The sequence below is a fragment of the Aquirufa sp. Wall-65K1 genome (genome assembly GCF_054558475.1).
Genome location: NZ_JBPXKD010000007.1, coordinates 66,612 through 88,068 on the forward strand (window position 1 = coordinate 66,612; position 21,457 = coordinate 88,068).

Annotated in this window: 18 protein-coding genes and 1 tRNA gene; 11 read left to right on the top strand and 8 right to left on the bottom strand. The window is 39.0% G+C overall.

Features of this window, described 5'->3' with window-relative positions:
- Positions 1 to 3 precede the first annotated feature (3 nt).
- A complete protein-coding gene (glmM, locus tag ACST15_RS10915) occupies positions 4 to 1,392 on the bottom strand; it encodes a phosphoglucosamine mutase (RefSeq protein ID WP_459454689.1) in 1,389 nt (462 codons plus the stop codon).
- A gap of 236 nt (positions 1,393 to 1,628) precedes the next feature.
- Between glmM and ACST15_RS10920 the strand changes: the two genes are divergently transcribed.
- From ACST15_RS10920 to ACST15_RS10955, 8 genes are all read left to right on the top strand, one after another.
- Complete coding sequence (locus ACST15_RS10920) at positions 1,629 to 2,351, top strand: DUF2490 domain-containing protein (protein WP_459454690.1); 723 nt, start codon at positions 1,629 to 1,631, stop codon at positions 2,349 to 2,351.
- A 137-nt stretch (positions 2,352 to 2,488) separates the two neighbouring features.
- Complete coding sequence (locus ACST15_RS10925) at positions 2,489 to 3,286, top strand: Fic family protein (protein ID WP_459454691.1); 798 nt, start codon at positions 2,489 to 2,491, stop codon at positions 3,284 to 3,286.
- 639 nt (positions 3,287 to 3,925) lie between these two features.
- Entirely contained in the window at positions 3,926 to 4,336 is a 411-nt protein-coding gene (locus ACST15_RS10930) for a hypothetical protein (RefSeq protein ID WP_459454692.1), read from the top strand.
- A 275-nt stretch (positions 4,337 to 4,611) separates the two neighbouring features.
- Positions 4,612 to 5,070, top strand: coding sequence for a DUF1801 domain-containing protein (locus tag ACST15_RS10935; RefSeq protein ID WP_459454693.1), 459 nt, complete (start codon positions 4,612 to 4,614; stop codon positions 5,068 to 5,070).
- 9 nt (positions 5,071 to 5,079) lie between these two features.
- Complete coding sequence (locus tag ACST15_RS10940) at positions 5,080 to 5,568, top strand: GyrI-like domain-containing protein (protein WP_459454694.1); 489 nt, start codon at positions 5,080 to 5,082, stop codon at positions 5,566 to 5,568.
- 199 nt (positions 5,569 to 5,767) lie between these two features.
- On the top strand, positions 5,768 to 6,763 hold the full coding sequence (locus tag ACST15_RS10945) for a bifunctional heptose 7-phosphate kinase/heptose 1-phosphate adenyltransferase (protein ID WP_459454695.1): 996 nt from the start codon (positions 5,768 to 5,770) through the stop codon (positions 6,761 to 6,763).
- A complete protein-coding gene (locus ACST15_RS10950) occupies positions 6,760 to 8,043 on the top strand; it encodes an AGE family epimerase/isomerase (protein WP_459454696.1) in 1,284 nt (427 codons plus the stop codon). The genes ACST15_RS10945 and ACST15_RS10950 overlap by 4 nt, the downstream gene beginning before the upstream one ends.
- A gap of 11 nt (positions 8,044 to 8,054) precedes the next feature.
- Complete coding sequence (locus ACST15_RS10955; RefSeq protein ID WP_459454697.1) at positions 8,055 to 8,915, top strand: TonB-dependent receptor plug domain-containing protein; 861 nt, start codon at positions 8,055 to 8,057, stop codon at positions 8,913 to 8,915.
- Here the strand turns inward: ACST15_RS10955 and ACST15_RS10960 are convergent.
- The 5 genes from ACST15_RS10960 to fabD form a co-directional block, all read right to left on the bottom strand.
- On the bottom strand, positions 8,912 to 11,089 hold the full coding sequence (locus tag ACST15_RS10960) for a T9SS type A sorting domain-containing protein (protein ID WP_459454698.1): 2,178 nt from the start codon (positions 11,087 to 11,089) through the stop codon (positions 8,912 to 8,914). The two genes, ACST15_RS10955 and ACST15_RS10960, sit on opposite strands and share 4 nt — an antisense overlap.
- Positions 11,090 to 11,201: 112 nt before the next feature.
- The gene (locus tag ACST15_RS10965) at positions 11,202 to 12,365 is read right to left on the bottom strand and encodes a hypothetical protein (RefSeq protein WP_459454699.1); all 1,164 of its coding nucleotides are present in this window, start codon (positions 12,363 to 12,365) and stop codon (positions 11,202 to 11,204) included.
- A gap of 145 nt (positions 12,366 to 12,510) precedes the next feature.
- Positions 12,511 to 13,008: a tetratricopeptide repeat protein gene (locus ACST15_RS10970; protein WP_459454700.1), complete on the bottom strand. Its 498-nt coding sequence runs from the start codon at positions 13,006 to 13,008 to the stop codon at positions 12,511 to 12,513.
- A gap of 118 nt (positions 13,009 to 13,126) precedes the next feature.
- Positions 13,127 to 13,200: transfer RNA gene (locus tag ACST15_RS10975), tRNA-Gln, on the bottom strand.
- Positions 13,201 to 13,330: 130 nt separating this feature from the next.
- Positions 13,331 to 14,215, bottom strand: coding sequence for an ACP S-malonyltransferase (gene fabD / locus ACST15_RS10980; protein ID WP_459454701.1), 885 nt, complete (start codon positions 14,213 to 14,215; stop codon positions 13,331 to 13,333).
- A 100-nt stretch (positions 14,216 to 14,315) separates the two neighbouring features.
- On the opposite strand from fabD, the gene ACST15_RS10985 reads away from it, so the two are divergent.
- A complete protein-coding gene (locus ACST15_RS10985) occupies positions 14,316 to 15,413 on the top strand; it encodes a hypothetical protein (RefSeq protein ID WP_459454702.1) in 1,098 nt (365 codons plus the stop codon).
- Here ACST15_RS10985 and ACST15_RS10990 read toward each other — a convergent pair.
- Complete coding sequence (locus tag ACST15_RS10990; RefSeq protein ID WP_459454703.1) at positions 15,394 to 15,768, bottom strand: thiol-disulfide oxidoreductase DCC family protein; 375 nt, start codon at positions 15,766 to 15,768, stop codon at positions 15,394 to 15,396. The genes ACST15_RS10985 and ACST15_RS10990 overlap by 20 nt on opposite strands.
- On the bottom strand, positions 15,768 to 18,608 hold the full coding sequence (locus ACST15_RS10995) for a T9SS type B sorting domain-containing protein (protein WP_459454704.1): 2,841 nt from the start codon (positions 18,606 to 18,608) through the stop codon (positions 15,768 to 15,770). The genes ACST15_RS10990 and ACST15_RS10995 overlap by 1 nt, the downstream gene beginning before the upstream one ends.
- A gap of 173 nt (positions 18,609 to 18,781) precedes the next feature.
- Here ACST15_RS10995 and ACST15_RS11000 point away from each other — a divergent pair, with 173 nt between their 5' ends.
- Together ACST15_RS11000 and ACST15_RS11005 are read left to right on the top strand one after the other, a co-directional pair.
- Positions 18,782 to 19,450: a succinate dehydrogenase cytochrome b subunit gene (locus ACST15_RS11000; RefSeq protein WP_459454705.1), complete on the top strand. Its 669-nt coding sequence runs from the start codon at positions 18,782 to 18,784 to the stop codon at positions 19,448 to 19,450.
- A 22-nt stretch (positions 19,451 to 19,472) separates the two neighbouring features.
- On the top strand, positions 19,473 to 21,452 hold the full coding sequence (locus tag ACST15_RS11005) for a fumarate reductase/succinate dehydrogenase flavoprotein subunit (RefSeq protein WP_459454706.1): 1,980 nt from the start codon (positions 19,473 to 19,475) through the stop codon (positions 21,450 to 21,452).
- Positions 21,453 to 21,457 lie beyond the last annotated feature (5 nt).

A 21,457-nucleotide genomic window follows, 5' to 3' on the forward strand; every position in this document is an offset into this window, starting at 1 on the left:
ATGTTAAGACTGTGCGATCTTTTCAATCGCATTCATAATTTGTTGAGCAAAAGTGTTGGCTTGTTCTTCCGTAGAAGCTTCCGCATAAATTCGAATGATGGGTTCCGTATTGGATTTACGCAAATGCACCCACCCATTCGGGAAGTCGATTTTGACCCCATCAATCGTATTGACATTGTATTCTTGATAAGCTTTGGCAATCGAATCAAGGATTAAATCCACGTTCAAATTAGCAGAAAGCTCTATTTTATTCTTAGAAATCACATAGGCAGGATAAGAAGCTCTCAGTTCAGATATTTTCTTAACTGAATTGGCTAAATGCGTTAAAAACAAACCTATACCTACCAGTGCATCGCGGCCATAGTGTGATTCAGGGAAAATTACTCCTCCATTACCTTCTCCACCTATGATGGCCTTTTGAGCCTTCATTTGATTCACCACATTAACTTCACCTACGGCAGCGGCAAAATAATGCCCCCCTTTGGATTCAGTAACATCCCTCAAAGCACGTGTTGAGGACAAGTTAGAAACGGTATTACCCACTTGCTTCGATAAAACATAGTCGGCCACAGCCACCAAAGTATATTCTTCACCAAATGGCGTTCCTTCTTCATTGATAAAACACAAACGATCCACGTCAGGGTCAACTACGATACCTAGGTCGTAATTTCCCGACTTCATTTGTTGAATCATTTCGGTCAAGTTTTCAGGAAGTGGTTCTGGGTTATGAGCAAAATGACCATTGGGTTCACCAAAGATTACATCCACATGAGCGGCACCCAAGGCTTTTAATAAATGAGGGACCACGATACCTCCCGTTGAATTCACGGCATCTACCAAAATGCGGAATTTAGAGGATACAATGGCATTAACATCCACCCAAGGAAGGTCTAGTACATGTTGAATATGTTGATCTAGGAAGGTATCATCTTGCGTGATTTTACCTAATTGTAACACCTCCGCAAATTGAAAATCTTGTTGTTCGGCTATTTGCAATAAGGCTTTTCCATCGGCATCTGAAATGAACTCACCCTCAGAGTTTAATAATTTTAAAGCATTCCATTGGGCAGGGTTATGACTAGCGGTGATGATAATACCTCCGGCAGCTTTTGTCCAAGGCACAGCCAATTCAACAGTGGGAGTAGTAGACAATCCTATATCCAACACATTCCATCCTAATCCAATCAAGGTATTGGATACCAAGGAAGAAACCATTTCCCCTGAAATACGGGCATCTCGACCAATCACGATGGAATTGGATGGGTGATTATTTCGACGAAGCCAAGTACCATAAGCCGCAGCAAAAGTAACGACATCGATTGGGCTAAGTCCTTCACCAGGCTTTCCGCCAATGGTACCACGAATTCCAGAAATTGATTTGATTAAGGCCAAAATACAAAAGTTTTAATTGGGAAACAGAGTATAAAATTACGAAAATAGCTCAGGAAAAAACCTAAGATTTGTCAAATTTTGAAAATTTGACAAATCTCCAATCAATTCAATTTAGTTAAAATCCTTTGCTTAAATTTGCCAGGACTTTCCAATTCCTAAAGGAGGAGTTGAAATCTTATATTGGCAAAGTTTTAATGTAAACCAAAACTTTGCTTTTTACACCAATATTCAATTTAATGAAAAAAATTACATTATACTTGTTCATCACAGGTATGGCTACTCAGGCTCTCCAAGCCCAAAATACCAAGCCTGGAAGTTGGAATATCCTAAATGCCAATTATAATGTAAACGATGTTTGGAGCATTTGGGGAGAAGGCCAAATTCGCTCCATAAACTTTTATAATAACTTCCATTATTATGAATACAAGGGAGGCATTAATTATCAAGTCCACAAAAACGCCAAGTTAACATTAGGAGCTGGTAGCTACCAAACCTACAAGGAAGGGGGAAATTTTATACTACCCAAAAACAATGATGAATTCAGACTTTGGCCACAAATAACACTATCACAATCCATCGGTAAAATAAAAATTGAACAACGATTTCGCCAGGAATTTAGGTATACCAGCAATGGCTACCGAAATCGTTTTCGCTATCGCATGGGGGCCGCCTTGCCTTTAGGACGCGTTCGGGATGAATACCAAGCTTTTCAAGTAAGTGTCAGCAATGAGTTTTTCTTTACGGATAAGGAACCTTACTTTGAACGAAATCGATTTTTAGTTGCGCTGAATTATAAACCATCCAAAGTTACCACGCTGCAAATTGGCCTTTTGCATCAATTTGACTATAAAATAAACGATGAAATTGGTCGAGATTTTTTAGTTATTGGCCTGTATTATGAAATTTTCCGAAAAGCCAATTCTTCGCATTTTAAGGAAACTGAAATTAAGGATAATTAATGGCATCCTGCCCAATGGCCGCAATCTGTTTGAAGACTCGCTATTGGATTGATTCTTATTTCCATCTCCCCAATATTCTTGCATTTAATTCGTTAGTGCCATGATTATTACATAAAAATCACTAAGAATAAGTCGATATGGAATTATTACCCATTGAAGAAATAAATGTCAATCAGACTAAAATTAATGAAATTAACCACTTAGTTAAATCGATATACCGTCTTATTATCTACAGTCGGCATCATTTAGATGATGATTTACTGGATACTTATTTGACCAATGTACAAGAGCTTCAAGAACTTCTCAGCATCAAAAATGCCCAAATGGAGGCTCAGAATGAGGAGGAGGCAGAAGAATATTTAAAAAACCTGAAGGTTTCGCTGGATTTTGTCATTGAGGAAATTATTTCGCACCATAACTTCGAAAAAGAAGTTCAGCTTTTTCAATTACTTCGGCTCGTCTCCCCTGAAACCAATGCCATTCATCCGAATCGTTACAGAAAATCTTTGGTTCAAGTTGGGGCCCATATTTGTCCAGACAAAAACGAAGTCCCCGGCTTGGTGTCTGAACTGTTTTATCGGATGCAATTTATCTCAAACCCCATCATTCGAGCCATCTATTTTCACCATGAATTAATACGTATTCACCCCTTCGTGGACGGAAACGGTCGGGTAACCCGAGTGGCTAAAAACTGGATGCTGATGTATGATTTATATCCTCCTATTTTCATCAATGACGCTCCCCAGAAGAAAGAATACATATCCACGCTTTCTAAAAGTTTCCGAGAATTAGATCAAAATCCTAAAAAATGGAATGAACATACTGCTTCATTCTTTGGCCAAGAAATTGATCGCCTATTAGTCAATGCCAAGTTTTTATATGAAACGGTCAATCAAATTGGCCTAGAAAGAGAAAAATCCAATCCGAAAGCCTAAGGACTTGTTTAGCTTTGTCAAATTTTTAAAATTTGACAAAGCTGTTATTTTTATCCAACTATCCTTAGGCATCTTTTGAATGCCTTAAAAACTTCCTTCCTTATCCTTTGCACGGGTTTAAACCCATGGACAAATCTAACCCTTAGGACAAAAATCAACTTTAGGCCTCATTGGAAATTCCCAATCTTGGGAATTTAAATTTTTGTTTACAAAAAATAGGCCTATTTGAAATTCAGAACAAAGCCTTCATATCCTATCTATTAGGGTGATTTTATCTACAAACTCAAGAATTTAAATTTCGCTTAACAAAAAAAAACTTAACAAGGTAAAATCTAGCTCATAGTAATTAAAGTGAAAAGCTAGATTTGGAAGCATTTATGACCTGCAAAGTTGATTTCAGGTTAGTAATTGTCAAAAGTTCTACTTAAACAATTTGTATAAAATGCTTACCAAACTATAAAAGGATATCCTTACCGGCAAGCATTGTTAACCAAGGTCAAATAGGGCTGACCACCCAAGGTGACAAAAAATATAAAAGTGGAGCAGATACCACTTTATAAACGGATTGTTCTCATTCAATCAATTCAATGAGAGGCGGAAACCGAAAAGCCTACGAGTAGGAAATAATCTCTAATTAATATGTCAAATTTAAAAGCTAAGTTCACATTTGTTTCTGCTAAGAACAATACCTATGTTCTACATGTACAAACAGGCCCTCTTACCAATCCAATTCACACCATTGACAATCCAAATGCAATAGGTTGGCCAATCTTAAGTGGTACTTTAGTAACTGTCATTGATGAAGTTACCACTACTTATGCCGTTCCTGCTGGAGGTACCTATGGCATGATTTATAATGGATTATGGCAGAGTGATGGTAGCTCACCCCAAGGCGGTCCCTTGTGTCAAGGTATTGAAAACTTAATAGTAACACCATTTGACGGTAAGACTACCCCCATTTCTGCGAATAGTCCTACTAGCGTTACGTTTTCATTGGGTACATCCAGTGAACAAGCTAAGCTAGTAAGCTCTGTTTTTCCTCCCCAATAAGTATTGTTTAAATTAGAAATTACTTGAACAGTTTCGATTATATTAGAATTTCTAGAAGCTATTAAAGTATAGAATTACTCTTAACAATATCTTGGCAAAAAGCGGATTTCCCTAGTTCTATATTTCTATGATAATGAAACTAATATAGTGCTTAGAAATCCGCTTCTTTGCCAGGGCATTCCAAAAAAGTTGATAAGGTTGAAAATGGAAACTTGTCAGAGGGATTCCCGAATAATTTTCAAATTTACTACTTTAGTAAATCTAAGATCTCCTCCATGTCCACAACTGCTATTTCCCCAGATGATTATCAAAACCAATTAGAAGATGACAGAAAAGCAATCATCGCTAAACTTCGACAAACCATAGTTCAACATCTTCCTCCGGGTTTTGAAGAATCCATGAATTATGGCATGATTGGCTATGTAGTTCCCTTAGCAACCTATCCTGAGGGCTACCATTGTAAAAAAAATGAACCTCTGCCCTTCCTGAGCATCGCTTCCCAAAAGAACTTTATTGCCTTGTATCACATGGGCTTATATGCAGATGACCATTTACTTCAATGGTTCCAAGCTGAATACCCAAAGTATGCTACATCTAAATTAGATATGGGCAAAAGTTGTATTCGATTCAAAAAAATGGAGGATATACCCTATGAATTAATCGCTCAATTAGCCCAAAAAATAACAGTGGCAGATTGGATAAGCCGTTATGAACGCATGTTTAAAAAACCATAATTCTCCTTTATGCATTTTCCAACATTGACACCCCGTATAGAGTTTATTCATAACAAAAGACTTATTGGTTTACACCTAGAAATGAGCTTACAAACCAATAAAACAGGTCAACTTTGGGCTAACTTCATTCCTAGACGCCAGGAAATAACTCAGGTTCTTTCCTCCAATTTAATATCACTACAAAACTACCCTCCGAATTATTTTTCACATTTTTCCATTTCGAATAACTTTGAAAAATGGGCCTGTTTAGAAGTAAGTCCGAGTGCTCACATTCCCTATGGAATGAACGAATTACAATTACCTGGCGGGCATTATGCGGTATTTGACTACCAAGGTTTAAGTGCTAATTCTCAAATCTTTGAATATATCTTTGGTTCGTGGTTACCATCAAGTCAATATGAACTAGATCATCGACCACATTTTGAAGTCTTGGGAGAAAAATATAAAAATAATGATCCAAATTCAGAGGAGGAAATATGGATTCCAATAAAGATGTAGAAGATAGAATTTACTATGTAGATTCAATTGGGAAATTTGTTTTTTGAAAGCTAAATAAAAACAGCATGCTTCAATTATCTTCAACATGTCACCAAGTATAAATATCACAATTTACCATTTCCTTTCCCCGCTCTTTTCCTGATTTTTATTTAGCTTTACAGGATTATAAACCTATTATTTCAAACTATACCCTGTACGCATGTCCCCCGAACAATTACGGCATATCCTTGGCCGCATTTCATCCCTAAAAATAGCAGTCATAGGAGATTTTGCCATTGATTTTTACTTTCAAAAAATTGAAAATACCGGCGATATATCTGTTGAAACAAACAAAGAAGTTCACTGGGCGAAATCCCCGAAAACAGGCTTAGGTGGAGCGGGAAACGTAGCCAAAAACCTAGCTGTCTTGGGTGTTCCCACCTCCGCATTTGGATTAATTGGGTCCGATATTTTTGGTCGCGACATGAACTTCCACTGCCAAAATCTAGCTATTCAGTCCGACAATTTGCGTGAAACGAAAGGTATGGATACACCCACCTATTCTAAACCCATGTTAGGAGATGTGGAATTGAATCGTATCGACTTTGGAACACAAAAAAAAGATATCACACAGGCTAGTAATGACTTAGTCAATGCACTTTGTGATCAACTGGCCCAGTATGATTGGGTGATCATCAATGAGCAATTCCGCTATCCATTATTGAATCAAATACTCCTTGAAAAGTTGCAAAATGCTTTGCAAAAGCAACAAAAAACAGGCTTGGCTGATTTAAGAAGTCTGGGGAAATTTGCTAATTATGTACTATTAAAAGTAAATGAGTCAGAATTAGCCCATGTTCTCAACATCGACCCGGCCTTATTAGAAGATAATAATTTAGTACCCAATATTGTACAAAACTGGGTGAATAGCCGCCAACAAGGTGCCTTGGTTACCTTAGGTGATCGAGGTTTAATTTATGCCGACCAACATCATTTTCATTGGCAAGCAGGCATACCCGCCAAAGGCCCAATCGACACTGTCGGCGCGGGCGACATGGTCGTAGCTGGATTCTCTGCCGCCAAGGCTGCAGGTGCCAGCATACAAGAAGCCTGCGAATTTGCTACCTTGTGTGCACATATTTCCATCCACAAATTAGGCGAAACCGGTGCCGCCTCCCCTCAAGAAATTTTAGATCTAAACCAATCACAATTATGAACGTTCAAGAAATTGAAACACTAAGAAAAGAAATCAAAGATTATACCGAAGCGCATTTACTGCCTTTCTGGTCAAAAAGAACTATTGATAAAGAATATGGGGGTTATTTAACCCATTTTGATGAGTTTGGAAACGACTCAGGAACTGATGAAAAATCACTCATTGCGCAAACCCGTTCCGTGTTTACCTATTCTCAAGCCTATCGACATGGATTTGGTGGTCCTATCATGAAGGAAATGGCCGAGCATGGCGTTAAATTTCTGATAGAGAAAATGTGGGATGAGAAAAACGGAGGTTTTTACTGGATGATGGACCGCAAAGGAAATGCGACCAACAAACAAAAAATTGGATATGGCCACAGTTTTGTCATCTATAGTTTAAGTGAATATACACTTGCTACGGGTGATCCAATCGGTCTGGAATATGCTGAAAAGACTTTTGACTTATTGCAAAAATATGCCGTAGATACTAACCTAGGTGGATATTGGGAGTTTTTCTCGGAAGAATGGGAACTAATGGGCCCAGGATCTCCAGGTGGCGACCGAAAAACTTTGGATGTGCACATGCACTTAATGGAAGCTTTCACCACCCTTTATGAAGCAAGTGGCAAAGAAGTGCACCGCAGAAAATTAAAGGAGTCGATCGATATCTTGATTCAAAAAATCATGCATCCCGTGTACGGAACAGGTGTCCCTCAGTTTTGGGCAGATTGGAGCGTAGCGCCTCAAATTAAGTTTGATATCGTTTGGGGTTGGGATCGATTTGCAGAGGGCGGACAAAAAGCCTCTGCTGTTGACAATACCTCCTATGGACATAATTCAGAATTTGGTTGGCTGCTTATGCAAGCATTACGTATAGGGAAATTCCCCGTGGCCGACTACATGGAAAACCTAAAAAAAGCATTTTACCACTCCATGGAGCATGGAATCGATTGGGAATTTGGGGGTGTATATGTGGAAGGATCTCATGATGGACAAGTCTATGATAAAGAAAAGGAATTTTGGCAACAGGCTGAAATGCTGATTGGTATGGCAGATGCCTACCTTTTAACTAAAGATCAAGACTTCTTGAATGCTTATCGTCAAGTACATCGTTTTGTTTTCGATAAAATGATTAATTTTAACACCGGTGAGTGGTGGCCTTTGATGACTAGAGAGGGAGAACCTATCTGGAGACACATGTCCCACTCATGGAAAATTAACTACCATAACGTAAGATCGATGATTTTGTCCTATGAAAAATTAGGCGAAGCAGCAAAGGTCTTAGCCAACTCTAATTAACTCATAAAGCCATGAAATACGTGTTCTTTTCCCTGTTTGTTTTTGCGAGTGTTTCAGTGTGTGGACAAGCTTCCACCTCTTCTCAAGAAGTTAGTCAGATTTTAAGTACGTATTTCGGCAAAACAGCCTCTTCCAGTGCATTGGCAAATAAAAGCCAAGCCCTGGAAGCAAGCCGAACATTTAGTATTCGTCGAGATAGTTTATTCATCTACCTCTATGACCCAATGGACGTCTTTACCAAGGCACCTTTTTATGATACCACCATCATCCCTATCAACCAAATCCAGCAAATCAAAATCCATAAATCAAGAAATACGGCTGGACAAGCTGGGATTGGCATCGAATTTATTCAAAAGAATTATACAGGTATTGCTCCCAAAGAAAGAGCTAAGGATAATGGAGCTCCTGCGAAGATCACCGATAAAAACCTAGCAAATGTAAACGCAGCAAGTGTCAATCAAAAAATGATAGGTCAGGTTGCCGGAGTGACGGTAGGTAATGACAATTCTCCTGGTGGAGCAACCATGGTTCGTATCCGTGGATATGGATCTATTAATTCCAACAGTCCTTTATATGTGGTGGATGATGTTCCCGTATCAGGAAATTTGAACTCCATTAATCCGAATGATATCGAATCAGTTCAAGTATTAAAAGATGCTTCCTTAACCGCCATTTATGGAGTAAGAGGAGCCAATGGGGTTGTTCTTATCAAAACAAAAAAAGGAGGAATCAGCTCTGGAATACCAGCAGATTTGCCAAAGGATTTAGTTTTATCCTATACCCTTTGGACATGGGGAAAAGCAGCAAATGATTTCAACAAGTCAGACGACAAAATCAAATTGAAAAAATTCCTAGAACAAGATTATAATTAATGGCTTACGATGATATTTTTCACGTATTCCAATTGATCATTTGTTCTTACCCATAATTTATACGTGCCTTGCGAAAGGTGCTGTACGTTTATTTGGGCTGATCCATCTTGACTAATTTGTGAATCCATCACCAATCGGCCATCCAAGGTATAAATTTTAACCAAGGCACCCGCTAAGGATGTTCTGGCCTGCAATGACATAGAATTAATCACAGGATTAGGGAATACAACTACTCCAAGATCATCTGGAAGACTGTAGCTGAAACTAGCCTTGGGTGAAACGCAAGTAGGTCCTGGAACATACTTTTTGGTCAAATACAAGGAATAGGTTCCGGAATCTCGAACGCGTAACAAGGTGTTTTTTTCTGGCAATACCGTTTGATTAAATTCCCAAAACAAATTGGTGTCACTTGTTTTCAAGATGGAAGTCTTGAGAAAATAAGGACTTTCCTGGGTGATAACAGGTGCAGCAGGAATATCAAAAACCTGGGTATTTACTGCCTTCGAAAACGTAGTAGTACATTGATAAGCATTCGTCCCTTTTACTTGAAATGAACCTTTATCCTTAACGGTAATAAGCGAAGATTGGGCTCCTGTATTCCAAATATAGGTTAAATCAGGGTTAGCAACTTGCAGTTCAACAGAACCCCCTTGGCAAAATAGGGTATCACCTTTGACCAGGATAATAGGAGTAGCAGGTGTTTGTAAAGGCTTAAATTGAAACAAAGGAACAGTAAATTCATTACCAACTCGGTCCTCCAAACGCATGGAATAATTGCCAGATAGAGCCTTTTGAATGGTAGCTGTAGAATTGACAACTTGAGCACTCTCGTTTAGCCATTTAATATTATCTGTGGTTTGAACACTCAAATTGGTAGCATTACTATTATCACAAATCACCGAGAAACTTGGTAATGGTTTGGGACTAATTGGCTTCGCATTTTTACCAATGGCATCCCCAATTTTTTCCAACCAAAGGTAGGCTAATTCCTCATATGCGTCAGGTGAAAAATGTACACAACCAGAAAAATCGTCTGTTTTACGCGGTATCTCTACCACATCGGTATAAGGCCCCAGGTAAATCTCTGGAATTCCACTCACCTCGGTTACCATATCACTTTGTTTTCTAATCAATAACTCATCCTTATATTCAATACTGCAAACTCCATTTGCAATACCTGCCGAATAAGAAACGCGTGAAATTAACCAAGGCACATCGATTCCCGTTTGTGTCCGTAGGTTCTTAATCATATCTTTAAAATTCTGCTGATAGGTATCTGTTTTGGCTTTTCGGAGTTCAATGGGATCATATCTAAGTCCAAAAGCATCGGTTTCTCCTTGATGCCATAGAATAGCTCTTACTCCATTTTTCTTACCAAAAAGCTCAACTGCTCGCTTTAAATTTTTAAAGGGAAAACCAGCATCATAAAAAAGAGTTGGATCAAATGGATTAGCAGAGGGTTTAGGGTCGGGCAAGGATGACTCATACCAGTTTCTCATGGCGGTAGCTAACCAAGCCGTATTAATAAAACAGACAGGCACATTATAAGTCTCTGCTAAACGGTCGCCCAACCTAGCCCAATAATAATTGGAGAGGCCCATGGGACCTATCGTATTTTTGGCATCTAAATGTTGAAAATCTGTGAAAGGGAAATCCGTGTTTAATTGACCTAAATAGCGGTAAAATGGAGAATTATTATAATCCTTATAATAGTTGTAAATATTGGCTACATTGACACGATCATCTTTTGAAAAACTTTCTTCAGAACGTCTTCCATTACCACCTTGAGCATTGGATTGACCCGAAATAATAAAATTCTCCCCTACTCCAACCCGTTCTAATTGCGTAGAATCTTTTAATTTATCACCCTGGTAGGTGCGAATCTTTAAGGTATACCAGCCACCTTTAACCGTCACCTTCTCTTGATAAAAACCAGAAGCAGGTGCGCTACTGATACTTGTCCAGTTAATTAAAGTCCCTTGACCCGCTTTAACTGGTTCAAACTTGTATTGAACCGAGCTGACATCCTGTGGGCAATTTCCAAGTATGGAAATGATGGCCTCATTCTGAGCATTACGCTGAAAAATCTGGCGATTATGAGGAAAAACAATGGATACTTGAGCATTTACCAGCATAGATAAGAATACTGAATAACAAAGAAGCAAGTATTTCATGGTTGGATGTTTGACGTGTAAATAATTTAAAATTTGGCTATAAAAATAGTAAAAAGCATCCGCTTAGGGAAATGAAACTAAGAAAGACTCGATAAATGCACTTCTAAGGTCTTTAAAAGATCCAATTGAATGGTGATATACGCTCCAAATGCATCAACAAGGTATAGGTAGGTGTCAAGAAATTCGCCAAAAACAAAAGACACATAAAAACGCGCGCATTTTCAGCCTCCTTCAAACGAAATATGATCGGAAACAATACAAATAAAATTGGAAAGCAAAAGGTTAGACTTCGAGTGACATCATCTACTGCCGTGGCAGCCATAAATGATAGCAAATAGGTTCCAAAATAAAACCAAGCGACAGTCCATTTCCTTTGTTTGATGAAATAAATTAATCCCATTATAGGTAATATGATGGCCCATTTCAAAGATGAAAATAAAGCATAAGGTAGCTTGTAACCATGCAAAAAGGCAAAACCTAACTGAACACCAGCTTGCTTTCCAATAGGAGTTTCCAATTGAAAAGTGACATATAAATAATAACGGATAAGCGCATATAAAACATAACTCAATAAAAGATACTGGGCTCCTTTATTTTTCCATATGAAATCACGAAGTAATTCCGACCATTTTCCTTGAGGTATTCCTGAATGAAATAAGTACAGTAGAACTAGATTTAAGGCTGGGAAAAGACTTCGCTCATCTACAAAAAAAGCTAACAAAAGCGCTAAAACAGACCATAGTCGATCATAAAAATAGCAGGCAACTAATAAGAAGCAAAAGGCATAAGAATCATAAAAAAGCGTATCATATACAAATGAATGCCCCACATAAGTGAAAAGTATACAAGCCGTAGACCAAAATGCCAGAGGGGCATCTCCATGGGTTAATTTTCGAATCAGATTAAAAAAACCAAATAGAAAAAAAGACAATAAAAATACTTGTAAATAAAATAGCCGGATGGCATTTAAGTGAAAGATCTTGCCTATGAAATAGGGGGTTACTCGCAATTCCCTTTTGGAATAATGTTCACGAGAATTATTTCCTACAGCTGCTAAAAACGGATGTTCAATCTTACGATTGACAAAATCAATCATGTACTTTTCATTGCTGGTCCATGAATTATTTATTCGCTTGTGAAAAACCTTTGGAAAATAAAGGGCAGAAAATCCAACAAACAAGGAGAGGCAAATGATAACAACCCCTAATTGATGCTGGGACCATTTGCTAATTAAGTCATTCCACTGACGGAAAATATTGGATAAATTGGGAATCATAAAATGAAAAAATAAACCTCATCGCATCTACATCATCAAGATATGTCCGCACACCTATGTTGCAATTTAAATTTAATTATAAATTATTGCTACAAAATTGCATTATTCACGTGCAAAATTTGTCCTAAAAATAAAATAAGGGAACTTAAGGCTGTTTAAGGCAATACTTTGACTGTAGAGCAATAGCCGCAGTATCTCCTGCAGCAATAGCTTCTTGAATATCCAAACAAGCCTCCGTCAAATCGCCCAATTCAATAAATGATAAAGCACGGTGACGATACACTTCCACGTAATAAGGAGCTTTTGAAATACAAATGGAATAATCCTTGATGGCACTTTTGTGGTAGGCCAATTGTGATTTAAAATAAGCTCGAAAAAAATAATAGTCCGGCCGTGAATCATTCAAACTGATGGCTTTATTCATGTCGGCTATAGCTAAAGAATGATAACCTGCCAAACTTCGACTAGCTGCTCGAGCAAAGTAGATATCATCATTTCGTTTATCTTTTGCTAAGGCCTCACTAAAATCTTGGTTGGCCCCCAAATAATCTTGATTAGTAAATTTGGAAATACCTACTTGGTACTGTACTTGACTGGCACAGGAGCTTAGAAAAATTAAAAATAGGATGATCAGGTATTTCAAAATCAAAGATTTACATGAGAATAACTTAAAAATAAGGCCAGCTAGCCAAAAATCCAATTTTATTAATTATACCAAAAGCAAAAAAAATCCCTCACCGAAAAATCAGTGAGGGAAAGGGTGGTTGACCTACTAGGATTCGAACCTAGAACGACTGAACCAAAATCAGATGTGTTACCATTACACCATAGGTCAATTCCAAATCGAATGCAAAAATAAGACCTCCTAAGCGAATTATCAAATGTGCTTCAAAAAAAATTGAATTATTTCATCCGAAATCAGCTTGAATGCTCTAAATCAAGCATTTAATTTGCACTTGACAAAGCTAAGAAGCCAACTCCATCGAAGCCACTTGCACCTCAGCGCTAATTTTCTTCACCAAACCCTGTAAAACTTTTCCCGGTCCACACTCAATAAAGTCGGTTGCACCAGCTGCCACCATACCTTCTACCGACTGTGTCCAACGAACGGCACCTGTTAACTGGGCAATTAAATTTTGTTTAATTTCCGCTGGGTCTTGCGAAGCTTTTGCTGTGACATTTTGGAAAATCGGACAAATAGGTCGTTCAATCGTGGTTGCTTCAATGGCCGCAGCTAACTCTACACGTGCAGGCTCCATAAAAGGTGAATGGAATGCCCCACCTACCGGTAGCGTTAATACACGTTTAGCTCCAGCCGCTTTCAATAATTCAGCCGCTTTTTCAATCCCTGAAACACTTCCTGAAATCACTACTTGTCCCGGACAATTATAATTGGCAGCTACCACCTCTCCATCTAATTCCGCACATATTTTTTCGATTTCCGCATCTGCTAATCCTAATACTGCTGCCATGGTACTCGGTACTATTTCACAAGCTTTTTGCATGGCTAAAGCTCTTTGGTAAACCAATCGTAAGCCGTCCTGCCAAGATAATCCACCAGCCGCCACCAAGGCAGAAAACTCGCCCAATGAATGACCCGCTACCATATCTGGGGCAAAATCTTTTCCCAATTTAGCCACCAAAACCGAGTGTAAATAAATAGCAGGTTGCGTTACCTTCGTTTGTTTTAAATCTTCATCAGACCCTTCAAACATGACTTTCGACAATGAGAATCCTAATATTTGATCCGCCTCATCCACGATTTCTTTCGCTAAAGCATAGTTCTCATATAAATCTTTGGCCATACCTGGAAATTGAGATCCTTGACCGGGAAATACGAATGCCTTCATTTTTATTATGTTTTGTTATATTTTTGATTTAAGATTCACAATCTTTGACAAAGATAAATTAATCTTCTGGCTATCTGAAACGCTCCTAAATTTCAATTGCATGTTCCTTCGAATTTTGTCATTCTTGGCTCTTACATTCAGCTTAATGGTATTTAATTCTTGTAAAACAGAGGAAACAAATCCCATGGGCAGTCAACAAGGAAACATTTCCATTGATGCGACCAAGAGCCGCATGTTCGTTCAAAGGGATCTCAATAACCAGGGCAAAATTGTTTTAGTAGGTCAAAGTAGCCAAACATTCAGCTCTGCTCAAGTAAAGTTCAAAAACATACTAGGAGGAAAAGAGACTGACTGGTTAAATCTATCTAAAGAAGGAGCCAGTTTCAAAGGTGAATTCCTGCTGCAAGCGGGCGGATACTACCCAGAAATCAAATTAATTCAAGATAATAAAACCATCAATGATACCATTTTAACGAAATCTCCCTTCAAAGTGGGAGAAGTTTTTGCCATCATTGGACATTCCCTTGCCGAAGGTCAACCTCCCTATGAATTAACAGATTACGACAAAGAATGGTGTGAAGTCATTAAGTATTCGGACAACAATGTGGTGGCATTTTGGGGAAGATTAGCCGATAAATTAAAAGTTCGATATCAGGTCCCTATTCGTTTTTATAGCACAGGTATAGGCGGTTCCACCTCCGAACAATGGGGAAAATCAGCACTTGGCTTGGAATTTTCCAGTACACTTTTCGATTGGAAAAAGCGGTATCCTTATGCTTTTTTTGAAAACAAAATCCTTTCCGAAGTACCCAAAAGTGGCTTAAGGGCCATTTTAGTGATTCACGGAGAAAACGATGCAACTACTTCAATGGACAACATCATCAAGTATACGGGCATTTACATGGATTATACCAGGGAAATTCTTCAAAGTAAAAACCTGACTTTTATGTTAGCCCGCAGTAATAGAGGTTTGAACAAAACAGAAGATTTACATGTTCAAGAAGCTCAAAATATCATGTTAAAAACCTTACCCAATGTAGTAGAAGGCGCTAATTTACAATCGGTGGTAGGAGCTGGTTTTAGGTGGGATGGCACACACTTCAATTACGCTGGCCTGGAAGAAGCAGCAAGAAAATGGGATATTATGTTTGAGCCTAAAGTATTTAGTCAAATGACGCCTATTTTGCGAAATCGTTGATCTCACAAGCGTCCACTGATTTTCCCCAAATCAGCCGATTTTTAGCAATAAAATCATAGCCCTGATCCAACACTTTGTCGGGTAACAGAAAGAACACTCGAAAAATTTGGTAATACCAAGGAGCCAACTGTAAGACTATATTTACAGCTTGGGACTTTATCCATACTCGACCTTGATAGAGTACTTTGATGCTGTCTATTTCCCACTTGTCATCGGGATTTTTCGATACAGCCTCCTGAAAAGAACTTGAACCTTGGTAATCAATCTGAATTTTATCCCCGCACATACTTTTCAGGACTTTGGCACAAAAGCGGCAAAAGCGACAATTTCCATCGATAAATACAGGAACTTTCATTATCGAACTAGTTCAACCCAGCCTTTTAAACTCTTGGTTTTTAAACTTGGGTCATTGACATCAAAACTAACGTCTACCGTGTAAAAATAAGTTCCAACAGCCATGTCTTTTCCAGAGGTATCTTTACCATTCCAACCAAAATCAGAACCTGTTCCATTGTATTCATAGATCAGCTGCCCGTAGCGATCTACAATTTTACATTGTAAGGCTTTGACAAATCGTGGACAACGTAAAGGCAACCAAACATCATTTTTCAAATCGCCATTCGGACTGAACAAATTAGGCAATTCAAAAGATGGACAATTATCTTGGTTTAAGGTTTCACTCTTAGGACTTTCTTTACCCAATTGACTGATGGCTGTCACGTAATAACTTCCAATGAATGAATCTCTCTTCTGATGCAAATAACGCAGATCACTTACTTCCGCAATTCGCGTAAATGGTCCTGCAGCACTAGAAGCATAGTAAATTCGATACGAGGCGATGTTTTGATCACAATTCCCTGTCAAAGTTGGCTGCCAAGTTAATTGGTTGGTAAAGCTTGTAAAGTTGCAATTCAGGGAACCATCCAATGCAGCACAATCTGGAGCTGATAATGTCAATTTTGGAGCACATGGATTAACATCCGATTGTGGCTTTAAACACACAATTTTGGATGCATTGATAAGGGTCATTACTGGAAATCCCTCTCCATAAGATCCTAGCGTTTCTACATAATAACAATAGCTTGAATCTGGAGAAAGTGTCACATCAAATTTACCATCTTTGGTATAAAAATCTGTTCCCTGATCCGTAAAGGTATAGGTACTTGGGCCTGCTACCGAAACTTCTGTGATTTGATTAAACTTACCTGATCCTCTTGGGCTTTCGCGGTAAACACGGTGAACTTGGAAATCATTTAACCAAGGTACATCTGCTGACCAAGCCAATTTATTGGAACGAACCGCTGACTGCGCCACTAATTGCACTTGCGCTGCCGGACTAGGTGAATCTAATAATTTAAATTGACCATTGTTGGTATAATAGAAATCTGTACGATAACGATATATCTTGCTATCCGTAGCTAAACCTTTGTCTATGAAAGATGTATCACTTTTAGCCAGGTAAATCGAGGCTGGAATTGGACTTCCTACGGATACAAAATTAGTGGACCCATTACCCTCAGCCCGCATAACTTGATACTGGTATGGACCTTTGTACAAAGTTGTATCTAAATTCAAGGGTCGAGACCACCTAACTAGAATTTCTCCATCACTAGCTCCTGTTTTTTGTATGGAGACATTGGTCATCAATGGAGCTGAGGAAGGAATAAAAGCACAACTTGAATTGGACATAGGACTAAAGTCTGTTTGTCCGCTTGAATTAGTAAATACAACAACCAAGACGTAGATATAATTGGCATTTTTCAATAAACCTGCTCCCTTGTTGGTATCCTCATACTGTACCTCGGTGGCATTTATCCGGGCTATCTCGGTAAATCCACTAAGTTGCATTCCCGTTTGACAAGATTTATTCACCACAGACGTACAAGCCGCTTGTTTTCTAAAAACAATAATCTTGGAACCAGGTAAACTACAAGTATAAGGACTCCAAGTCAAGATAGCCGAGCCTTTAGTTGGCTGAATTCTTGCCACCAAATTTTTTACCGAAGGAGCAATGATTTTTATCTTCCAAATTTTGGAATCAACCAACTTCACGCCCCCACCAATGGACGTAGGAGGGTTATCCTCGGCTTTGAAGAAAATATCATAAGTTTCCTTTCGAATATGCTGACAGGCTGTTTGCCAAGTAAATGCACCCGTAGCCGTACCGGTTTGTCTCGGAGAGGAAATGAAGGTAGCAAATGGCTGCTTGATCGCAAATGAGGTATCAATTGGGTACACATTACCCGAACTAATGATCGTCACAGGATCTAGTCTACCCGTTTTAGACGCCACATCCGCAGCGCTAATGGTTTCTCTGATTAATGTACCCGCTTGTACACACACATCAGGGGGAACCACAATTTTCGGACCTTTATTGTCTAAATCTTTGACCTCGATTTGCATATCTCGAACAGTTTCTGAAATCTTAATTCCATTTCTCCATTCTTCTACAATGAAAGCACAGTTGTATAATCCCAATTCTTGAGGCGAGTCCCAAATTAAATCACCATTGAGTGAATTAATCGTAAAAGAAGATGCCATGGGTGAAATTTCGTTGGGCTGTCGAAAATTAGGAGCTGTGATTCCTCGACTGGATGGGTTACAGGTTTCATAATCACCATAACGAGAAACGGTTAAGCGATATGCTAAACTATCACCTTCGGCATCCACTGCATTCGGATTATGAATGAATGGCTGACCTACTACTGCCGTTAAATCAACAGCTGGATTCAATAATACTGGGGTAGAGTTTTGACCTAAACCTGAATTGATGGAAAAAATAGTCTCTACATAAAAAGGAACTTCTACTGAGCGTGTAATATTTCGGACTCCATCATTTCGGTTGGGAATGGCTACGGAAACCTTGTAGAATAAAGCAGGAGCTGGATAAGTATACTCTATCTTATAAGTGTTTTTCAAGGTACCATTGCCCAAATTCACGATGGGCAGCAATCTTTTGGCCTTGAATATTCCTGAACCATCGCCAAAACAAAAATTTACATCTGTCTGATCTTGATTAGCCCTATTGTCCTCGGTATACGTGGTTAAGGTAAATTCATAGGTGAGGCTTACGTTGGAAATCCGCTTGACCGTTATCTCCCCCCCTTTTAAGTGAGTAGCTTGAGCTTGGAAAATCATTCCCAAAAAACTAAGCAAAAAGGCAAGAATGTAGGCGGAATAATTTTTCACAGACATAAAACAAATTTGTAATATGGAAAGTTAATTAAGCAATTCGAAAAAAATAAAAAAAAAGGTTTTTTTAATCGAATATTTGAAAGACCCACGAATCAATTGTAGTTTTATGTCCTAAATTTTCACTTATGGTTACCGTGGGCGAATGTTTACTTCAATCAAAATAAATTTCATTTATGGCTTGGTTATCAAAATCACTAAATTCATCACTGGGTAAAAAGCTCTTAATGGCAATCACCGGCCTCTTTTTAGTCAGTTTCCTAATTGTTCACTGCGGTCTTAACGCTACCATCTTCTTGAATGATGGAGGGGCTACCTTCAACGCCGGAGCGGAATTCATGGCAAAGAATCCTATTATACGTACCATGGAAATCGTATTGTTCGGAGGTTTGTTGCTTCACATCTTAGACGGATTACGTTTATGGATGGACAACAAAAAGAAACGTCCTGTAGCATATGCCGTTGTTGATGGTGCTGCCAACAGTAAATGGTACTCTCGTTCCATGGGTCTTTTAGGAACTTTATTATTATTGTTTTTAATCATCCACTTAAAACATTTCTGGTATTTCTCTCGATTGACTGACAATCTAACAGAGGAACATACTTTATATCATGAAATGCAAGCGGTTTTCACAAGCCCAGTAGTGGTGGCTATATATGTATTGGGATGTATTTCTCTAGGTTACCACCTATTGCATGGATTTCAAAGTGCTTTCCAAAGCCTTGGATGGAACCATCCTAAATATACTCCGACGATCAAGTGCATTGGCGCAGCATATGCCATTATTATCGCTGCTTTATTTGCCGCAATGCCTATCGCACTCCATTTTAATTTGATTCATTAATTCCTCAGCCGATACGATTAATATGACAAAATTAGACGCAAAAATTCCAGAAGGTTCTTTAGCCGAAAAATGGACCAAATACCGTTCCAGTGTTTCATTAGTAAATCCTGCCAACAAACGTAATTTGGAAGTGGTCATTGTTGGATCAGGCTTAGCAGGAGCATCTGCTGCCGCCTCTTTGGCTGAGTTAGGATATAAAGTAAAAGTTTTCTGCTTTCAGGATTCTCCTCGACGTGCGCACTCCATTGCAGCCCAGGGAGGTATCAATGCCGCTAAAAACTATCAAAATGATGGAGACTCTATTTTCCGTTTATTTTATGATACCATCAAAGGCGGTGACTACAGATCTCGTGAAGCCAATGTACATCGTTTAGCAGAGGTATCTGGAAACATCATTGACCAATGTGTGGCCCAAGGTGTTCCTTTTGCCCGTGAATACGGTGGTTTGCTTTCAAACCGTTCATTTGGTGGAACGCAAGTTCAGCGTACATTTTACGCGGCAGGTCAAACAGGACAACAATTATTATTAGGAGCTTATTCGGCTTTACAACGCCAAGTTGGTATGGGTAATGTCGAATTATTCACGCGCCACGAAATGCAAGACGTGGTGGTGGTAGATGGTAAAGCTCGCGGAATTATTGCCCGTAATTTAGTTACAGGTGAGTTAGAGCGTCATTTTGGACATGCGGTCTTATTGTGTACAGGTGGTTACGGAAACGTATTCTACCTTTCAACCAACGCCATGGGATCTAACGTGACTGCAGCTTGGAAGGCCCACAAAAAAGGAGCATTTTTCGCTAACCCATGTTACACCCAGATTCACCCAACTTGTATTCCAGTTTCGGGAGATCATCAATCTAAATTAACCTTAATGTCCGAGTCACTACGTAATGACGGACGTATCTGGGTACCTAAAAAGAAAGACGATCCGCGCAAGGCCAATGAAATTCCAGAAGACGAGCGTGACTATTATTTAGAGCGTCGTTATCCTGCCTTTGGTAACTTAGTACCTCGTGATATTGCTTCTCGTGCTGCTAAGGAGCGTTGCGATGCAGGTTATGGAGTAGGTTCCTCTAAAATGGCCGTTTACCTAGATTTTGCTGCAGCTATCGTCCGTTATGGTAAGGCTGAAGCGAACAAGAGAAATATCCACCACGCAAGTGATGAAGAAATTCAATTAATGGGTAAGGAAGTCGTAAAAGAAAAATACGGTAACTTATTTGATATGTATAAGCAAATCACGGGTGAAGATCCTTACGAATTGCCAATGCGTATCTATCCTGCGGTACACTATACCATGGGCGGACTTTGGGTTGATTACAACTTGATGACTACTGTTCCAGGTTTATATGCCTTGGGAGAAGCTAACTTCTCTGACCACGGTGCTAACCGTTTAGGAGCTTCGGCACTAATGCAAGGATTAGCTGATGGATATTTCGTAATTCCATACACGATTGGTGCTTATCTAGCTTCTGAAATTAGAACTCCGGCTATGTCAACAGAAAGTGAGGCCTTTGTTAATGCAGAAAAAGCAGTTAAGGAGCAGATTGAAAAATTAATGAGTATTCGCGGAACCAAGTCGGTTGATTATTTCCATAAGAAATTAGGCTTAATCATGTGGAACCAATGCGGTATGGCTCGTAATGAGGAAGGCTTAAAAATGGCAATCGCTGATATTCAGGCATTGCGCAAAGAATTCTGGAGCGATGTTCGTATCCCAGGAGAAGCGAATAACTTGAACCCTGAATTAGAAAAAGCTGGTCGTGTTGCTGACTTCCTAGAATTAGGAGAGTTAATGTGCAAGGACGCTTTAGATAGAAATGAAAGTTGCGGAGGTCACTTCCGTGAAGAATACCAAACTGAGGACGGCGAGGCCTTGCGTGATGATGAAAATTATGCTTACGTGGCGGCTTGGGAGTTCAAAGGTGAATCACAATTCGAATTACATAAAGAAGAATTGAAATTCGAAAACATTAAAATTGCTCAAAGATCTTATAAATAATTCGA

Excerpts from the sequence above, each read along its gene's own strand:
- ACST15_RS10925 (WP_459454691.1), top strand. The coding sequence starts at position 2,489 with ATGGAATTATTACCCATTGAAGAAATAAATGTCAATCAGACTAAAATT.
- ACST15_RS10995 (WP_459454704.1), bottom strand. The coding sequence starts at position 18,608 with ATGTCTGTGAAAAATTATTCCGCCTACATTCTTGCCTTTTTGCTTAGT.
- ACST15_RS10960 (WP_459454698.1), bottom strand. The coding sequence starts at position 11,089 with ATGAAATACTTGCTTCTTTGTTATTCAGTATTCTTATCTATGCTGGTA.
- ACST15_RS10940 (WP_459454694.1), top strand. The coding sequence starts at position 5,080 with ATGCATTTTCCAACATTGACACCCCGTATAGAGTTTATTCATAACAAA.
- ACST15_RS10950 (WP_459454696.1), top strand. The coding sequence starts at position 6,760 with ATGAACGTTCAAGAAATTGAAACACTAAGAAAAGAAATCAAAGATTAT.
- ACST15_RS11005 (WP_459454706.1), top strand. The coding sequence starts at position 19,473 with ATGACAAAATTAGACGCAAAAATTCCAGAAGGTTCTTTAGCCGAAAAA.
- ACST15_RS11000 (WP_459454705.1), top strand. The coding sequence starts at position 18,782 with ATGGCTTGGTTATCAAAATCACTAAATTCATCACTGGGTAAAAAGCTC.
- ACST15_RS10930 (WP_459454692.1), top strand. The coding sequence starts at position 3,926 with ATGTCAAATTTAAAAGCTAAGTTCACATTTGTTTCTGCTAAGAACAAT.
- ACST15_RS10955 (WP_459454697.1), top strand. The coding sequence starts at position 8,055 with ATGAAATACGTGTTCTTTTCCCTGTTTGTTTTTGCGAGTGTTTCAGTG.
- ACST15_RS10945 (WP_459454695.1), top strand. The coding sequence starts at position 5,768 with ATGTCCCCCGAACAATTACGGCATATCCTTGGCCGCATTTCATCCCTA.
- ACST15_RS10965 (WP_459454699.1), bottom strand. The coding sequence starts at position 12,365 with ATGATTCCCAATTTATCCAATATTTTCCGTCAGTGGAATGACTTAATT.
- ACST15_RS10935 (WP_459454693.1), top strand. The coding sequence starts at position 4,612 with ATGTCCACAACTGCTATTTCCCCAGATGATTATCAAAACCAATTAGAA.
- fabD (WP_459454701.1), bottom strand. The coding sequence starts at position 14,215 with ATGAAGGCATTCGTATTTCCCGGTCAAGGATCTCAATTTCCAGGTATG.
- ACST15_RS10920 (WP_459454690.1), top strand. The coding sequence starts at position 1,629 with ATGAAAAAAATTACATTATACTTGTTCATCACAGGTATGGCTACTCAG.
- ACST15_RS10985 (WP_459454702.1), top strand. The coding sequence starts at position 14,316 with ATGTTCCTTCGAATTTTGTCATTCTTGGCTCTTACATTCAGCTTAATG.
- ACST15_RS10990 (WP_459454703.1), bottom strand. The coding sequence starts at position 15,768 with ATGAAAGTTCCTGTATTTATCGATGGAAATTGTCGCTTTTGCCGCTTT.